Source organism: uncultured Candidatus Thioglobus sp., assembly GCF_963981275.1.
In the GTDB taxonomy this organism is placed as follows: Bacteria; Pseudomonadota; Gammaproteobacteria; order PS1; family Pseudothioglobaceae; genus Thioglobus_A.
This window is the reverse complement of the sequence record NZ_CAXCCZ010000051.1, coordinates 1-5534: the sequence shown is the minus strand read 5'-3', so window position 1 is coordinate 5534 and position 5534 is coordinate 1. Positions and strand designations below refer to the sequence as shown.

At 39.7% G+C, this 5534-nt stretch carries 5 protein-coding genes; 2 read left to right on the top strand and 3 right to left on the bottom strand.

Features of this window, described 5'->3' with window-relative positions; all coding sequences use genetic code 11:
* Nucleotides 1–196 precede the first annotated feature (196 nt).
* From ABNR88_RS06855 to ABNR88_RS06845, 3 genes are read right to left on the bottom strand one after another with little or no spacing between them, the layout of a single operon-like run.
* Nucleotides 197–853, bottom strand: a complete 657-nt coding sequence (locus ABNR88_RS06855) for a protein-L-isoaspartate O-methyltransferase (RefSeq protein ID WP_291927991.1) — start codon at nucleotides 851–853, stop codon at nucleotides 197–199.
* Nucleotides 854–860: 7 nt separating this feature from the next.
* Nucleotides 861–2264, bottom strand: coding sequence for a dihydrolipoyl dehydrogenase (gene lpdA / locus ABNR88_RS06850; RefSeq protein WP_291928001.1), 1404 nt, complete (start codon nucleotides 2262–2264; stop codon nucleotides 861–863).
* Nucleotides 2264–3835: a dihydrolipoyllysine-residue acetyltransferase gene (locus ABNR88_RS06845; RefSeq protein ID WP_348670221.1), complete on the bottom strand. Its 1572-nt coding sequence runs from the start codon at nucleotides 3833–3835 to the stop codon at nucleotides 2264–2266. The genes lpdA and ABNR88_RS06845 overlap by 1 nt, the downstream gene beginning before the upstream one ends.
* A 112-nt stretch (nucleotides 3836–3947) precedes the next feature.
* Here ABNR88_RS06845 and ABNR88_RS06840 point away from each other — a divergent pair, with 112 nt between their 5' ends.
* Together ABNR88_RS06840 and ABNR88_RS06835 are read left to right on the top strand one after the other, a co-directional pair.
* Nucleotides 3948–4862, top strand: a complete 915-nt coding sequence (locus tag ABNR88_RS06840; protein WP_291927989.1) for an ABC transporter ATP-binding protein — start codon at nucleotides 3948–3950, stop codon at nucleotides 4860–4862.
* A gap of 1 nt (nucleotide 4863) precedes the next feature.
* On the top strand, nucleotides 4864–5534 hold a 671-nt coding region (locus tag ABNR88_RS06835; RefSeq protein WP_291927987.1), incomplete at its 3' end, for an ABC transporter permease.

The following is a 5534-nucleotide window of genomic DNA, read 5'->3' as shown; positions in this document are numbered from 1 at the left end:
TTAACACGCTGATAAAAAGCTAGATTTTCATCTCCTTCAAGCACCAAAGAGTCTGAAGAAGCATCTAATTGAAAGTTAGGTATTTGAGTAATAAAAAATCCTGTTGTTATGAGCAACAGGATTAAGCCTAAAATGGATTTTTTTAGGACGAAATTAAAAAAAATATTCATAAGCCTAGAGGGTTTTTAAGGATTAATTAAAATTCAAATTTTGCAGATGTTTCCAAGCCTTGCATGACATCTAGTTGGGTTTCGAATAAAGATTTCGTCTCCCATTTGTGTTCGCTAAGGCGCGTAATAATTTTAGCACTCATGGCTTTTCCAGTGCCTTCGACGACAAAAATGCGTCCACCTACATTCAATAAGTGAAAAAACCGTCCAGTGATTTTTGGTACAGAAGTGCTGATAACGACAACATCAAAAAAATCTGTAGATCGCTGCCATCCTTTTGAGGCATCACCAACCTCTAATGTGACATTGTTAATATTAAGCTGCTTTAACTTCTCTTGGGCGCCTTGACTGAGTGTTTCATCAATTTCAATACTGGTAACAGACTGACATAATTTTGATAAAACAGCTGTTAAGTAGCCGCTACCTGTGCCCACTTCTAACACGGTTTCATTTTTCTGAATATTAAGTGCATCTAGCAGTCGACCCTCTACCTTTGGTGAAAGCATTTTGGCTTTATTGGATAGCGGGATTTCAATATCAGCAAAGGCAAGGTTTTTGTAATGATCGGGTACAAATTCCTCTCTAGGGACTGATTTTAAGGCGTTATTAGCAATATAGTCTAAACCACCCCAAGGGCGAATTTGGTTATCAATAGAGTTTTTTCTGGCTTGTGCAATATTCATAATCTTCTTATCGTTTTTTTGGTGGCAATAAATCAGTAATAGTGCCTTCTGCCATTTCGACTGCAAAGGCGGTTGTTTCGCTCAGAGTGGGGTGTGCGTGAATAGTGAGTGCAATATCTGACATGTCACACCCCATTTCTATGGCTAGAGTTGCCTCTGCAATAAGCTCGCCCGCATTTGTTCCACAAATTCCCATGCCTAGGATTCTACCAGTTTTAGCATCAAATAAGCCTTTAGTGACACCTTCGGATCTGCCGATGCTCAGACTACGTCCACTTGCTGCCCAAGGGAAAACACCTTTCTCATATGTAGCGCCTTCGGCTTTAAGCTCTTTTTCTGTTTTACCTGTCCAAGCTACCTCAGGATCTGTGTAAGCAACAGACGGAATAGTGAGTGCGTCAAAGCCGGATTTATGACCACAAATCACTTCAGCAGCAACCTTGGCCTCGTGTACAGCTTTATGCGCCAGCATTGGCTGGCCAACAATATCGCCAATTGCATAGATATTTTTTACGTTGGTTTTCATTTGTTTGTCAACATGAATAAAGCCCCAGTCATCAACCTCAACACCGGCCTTGTCGGCGCCAATAAGATGTCCATTTGCCGAACGACCAATAGATACCAGGACTTTGTCAAAAGTGTCAAATTCTGGCGCTTTTTTACCTTCGAATTCCACTTTAATGCCTGCATCCAAGGCTTCCATGCTGGCAACTTTGGTATTTAGAAAGATATTGGCATAACGCTTTTTAATGCGTTTGAATAATGGGTTAACAATATCTTTATCGGCACTGGCAATTAGCTGATCAGACAACTCTACAACAGTAATTTCACTACCTAAAGCTTCATATACAGTAGCCATTTCTAGGCCAATAATGCCGCCACCAACGATTAGTAGACGTTTTGGTACATCGCTTAATTCTAGTGCATCGGTTGAATCCATGACGCGTGGGTCATCAAATGGAAAAGCAGGAATTTTGGTAACTCTTGAGCCTGCTGCAATAATGCATTGTTCAAACTCAATCACTTCATCACTGTTCTCTATGGCGATCTGATTGTTAGCGATAAATTTTCCATAACCAGTAACGACATTGACCTTTCTTGCTTTGGCTAACGCCTTAATGCCACCTGTTAGCTTGCCAACGATTTTTTCTTTATTGCTGCGTACGCCATCAATATCAATTGTGGGCTCGTTAAAAGTAACTCCTAAATGTGAAGCCTCTTCTGCCTCATTAATCACTTGAGCAGTGTGCAAAAGCGCCTTTGAAGGGATGCAACCTACATTTAGACAAACGCCACCAAGAGCGTCATAACGCTCAATTAGAGTTACCTCTTTGCCAAGATCAGCCGCTCTAAATGCGGCAGTATAGCCACCTGGGCCTGATCCAATAACAACAACTTGAGTTTTGGTAATCATAATAAAATCTCTCTAATATCGCTTAGGATTGAGTTTAAGTCCGCCATAAAACGTCCACCTTGAGCGCCATCAATTACTCGATGGTCATAAGACAGTGCAAGTGGTAGAGTTAGTGTTGGAACAAAGTTTTTGCCATCCCAAATAGGTTTTGTTTGTGATTTTGATACACCTAAGATAGCAACTTCTGGTGAGTTTACAATCGGTGTAAATTGTGTGCCACCAATACCACCTAAGCTTGAAATTGTAAATCCTGCACCTTGCATGTCTCCAGGCTTTAGCTTTCCGTCGCGCGCTTTGGCCGATGTCTCTGCTAGCTCTGTTGCTAATTCGGTTAGTGATTTTCTCTCAACATTTTTGATGACAGGAACCACCAAGCCATTGGGTGTATCCATGGCAATACCTAGATTAAAGTATTTTTTAATAATAAGGTTTTCACCAGATTCATCCAGAGAGGCATTAAAGCGCGGATGATTTTTAAGCGCCTGTATAACGGCCTTCATAATAAACACTAAAGGTGTTAACTTAACGCCTTTAGCCTTTTGCTCTTGTCTAAAGGCTTCCATTTGGTCAATATTGACTTCGTCAAATTGAGTGACATGTGGAATATTTAGCCAACAAGCAGTTAGATGCTTGCCTGAGAGTTTGTTGATTCGAGATAATGCCAGTGTTTCAGTTTCGCCAAATTTTGAAAAATCAATGACTGGCGTCTTTGGTAGTGAACTACCTCCGCCAGAAGTGATAATTTGCTTAACATAGGCTTTAAGATCTTTATCTAAGACTCTGCCTTTTTGTCCTGTGCCGGTGACACGACTTAGGTCGACACCAATCTCTCTAGCCATTTTTCGAATCGAAGGGGAGGCGTGAGATTCTCCAGTCGGTAGAGTGGATACTGATTGGTCTAATACTGACTTGGCTGCTACCGGTTGTACTGCTTGTGCAGGGGCAGATGTTGATTGTGAAGTTTTAGTTGGTGCTACTTCTGCAGCTGCTTTTGAGCTATTGACGCTGGTAGATTCTACGCTAAGAATGAGATCGCCTAAGCTAAGTTTATCACCTAAGTTAACGCTAATTTCAACAATTTTTCCTGCAACCGGAGTGGGGATTTCCATTGAGGCTTTGTCACTTTCTAGTGTGATAATACTATCTTCTTCAGAAACTTCATCACCCACAGAAGCTAGTATTTCAATAACCTCCACCTCGTCAAAATCACCAATATCAGGTACGTTAACGGCAATAATTGAAGAAGCTGTTTGTGTAGATACAGATGTTTTTTCAGTATCTGATGGGATTTTTTTCTCGCTATTTTCTTCACTTTCCAGTGTAACAACAACATCACCTTGTTTAATTTTGTCACCGATATTAACATTAATGCTGCTGACTACACCCGCACTAGGCGTGGGAATTTCCATAGAAGCCTTGTCGCTTTCTAGAGTTATTATGCTATCATCAGTTTCTAATTTGTCGCCAACACTCACTAAAATCTCAATAACCTCTACTTCGTCAAAGTCACCAATATCAGGTAATTCTATATTTTTTATCGTGGACATCGTGTAAATTCCATCACTCATTTAAAGGTGATAATTATCGCAAAAACAACCGATAAAAGGGGATAAATGTTAAAATACTTTTAATCTTCCACTTGGCCAACTTATTTATATTTCATAATTAAGTCTTTATGACATGACAGAAGCATTATTAATCTCTAATCTGACAAAAACCTATGCCAACAATATGCAGGCATTGTCTCAGGTTAATTTGAGTGTCAAACAAGGAGATTTCTTTGCATTGTTGGGCAGTAATGGTGCTGGAAAAACCACCATGATTGGTATTATTTGTTCTTTACTGAACAAGTCTTCGGGCAAGGTTCAGGTGCTGGGTAAAGACCAGTCTCAGCATCTTAATGAAGTGAAGCGAATGATTGGGCTTATGCCACAAGAGTTTAACTTTAATCCGTTCGAACCTATTGAGGAAATTTTAATTAATCAAGCGGGGTATTACGGCATTGATCGTTGTACTGCCAAAGCCCAAGCAAAAATCCTATTAAAGCGTATAGAGCTTTGGGATAAGCGTCTAGATATGGCAAAATCATTATCTGGTGGCATGAAAAGACGGTTAATGTTGGCGAGAGCTTTAATTCACCAGCCAAAAATTCTTATTCTTGATGAGCCTAGTGCGGGTGTTGATGTTGAAATTCGTCGATCCATGTGGGATTTTCTGCGAGAGCTTAATGCCCAAGGGGTGACCATCATCCTCACCACGCATTATTTAGAAGAGGCTGAGTCTTTATGTCGTAATATTGCTATTTTGGACAAAGGGATAATTATTGAACAAACCAGCATGAAAAAGCTTTTGGCCAGGGTTTCCCAACAGGTTTTAATTCTAGAAAGCGTTAAACGTTTGCCAAATACCTTGCCTGAGCTTGATTTTAAAATAGAGCTGTTAGATGATTATTCGATACAAGTTGTTTTAGATGAGGTGAGTATTAGCCAAGCGCTCAATGCGCTAAGTGTTAAAGGTATTGAAATTGAACATGTTAGAAGTGCACAGAATCGCCTGGAAACTTTATTCCTGCGTTTAACGTCAAGGAAAAATTAACATGTGGATCGCTTACAAAACGATTGTTATTAAAGAAATTCTACGATTTTCTCGCATTTGGGTGCAAACCATTTTTCCACCCATTATTACCACTTCGCTTTACTTACTTATTTTTGGCGGTCTAATGGGTGAGCGCATTGGTGACATGCAAGGTGTTGATTATCTGCACTTTATTATTCCTGGCATTATCTTGATGACAGTTATTCAAAACTCTTATGCCAATACAGTGTCCTCGTTCTTTTTGGCGAAATTTAATCACAGTATTGAAGAGTTGTTAATTTCACCCGTGTCGTACTGGGTAATTTTACTGGGCTATATTTCTGGCGGTATAGCACGTGGATTTACCGTGGGACTTGGGGTTTTTATTGCTGTATCTTTCTTTGTAGAGTTGCATATTTACAATGTTTGGATCGTACTCATGACTTTTTTATTAACAGCCATTTTGTTTTCATTAGCAGGATTTATTAATGCTGTTTTTGCTCAATCCTTTGACGATATTTCAATTGTTCCAACTTTTATATTAATGCCCATGACTTACCTGGGTGGGATGTTTTATAGCGTTGAAATCTTGCCAGAGTTTTGGCAAACGTTGAGTAAATTTAACCCGATTTACTATATGGTAGATAGCTTTAGGATGGGATTTTTGGGCAGCTCAACCACGGATTTTTGGGT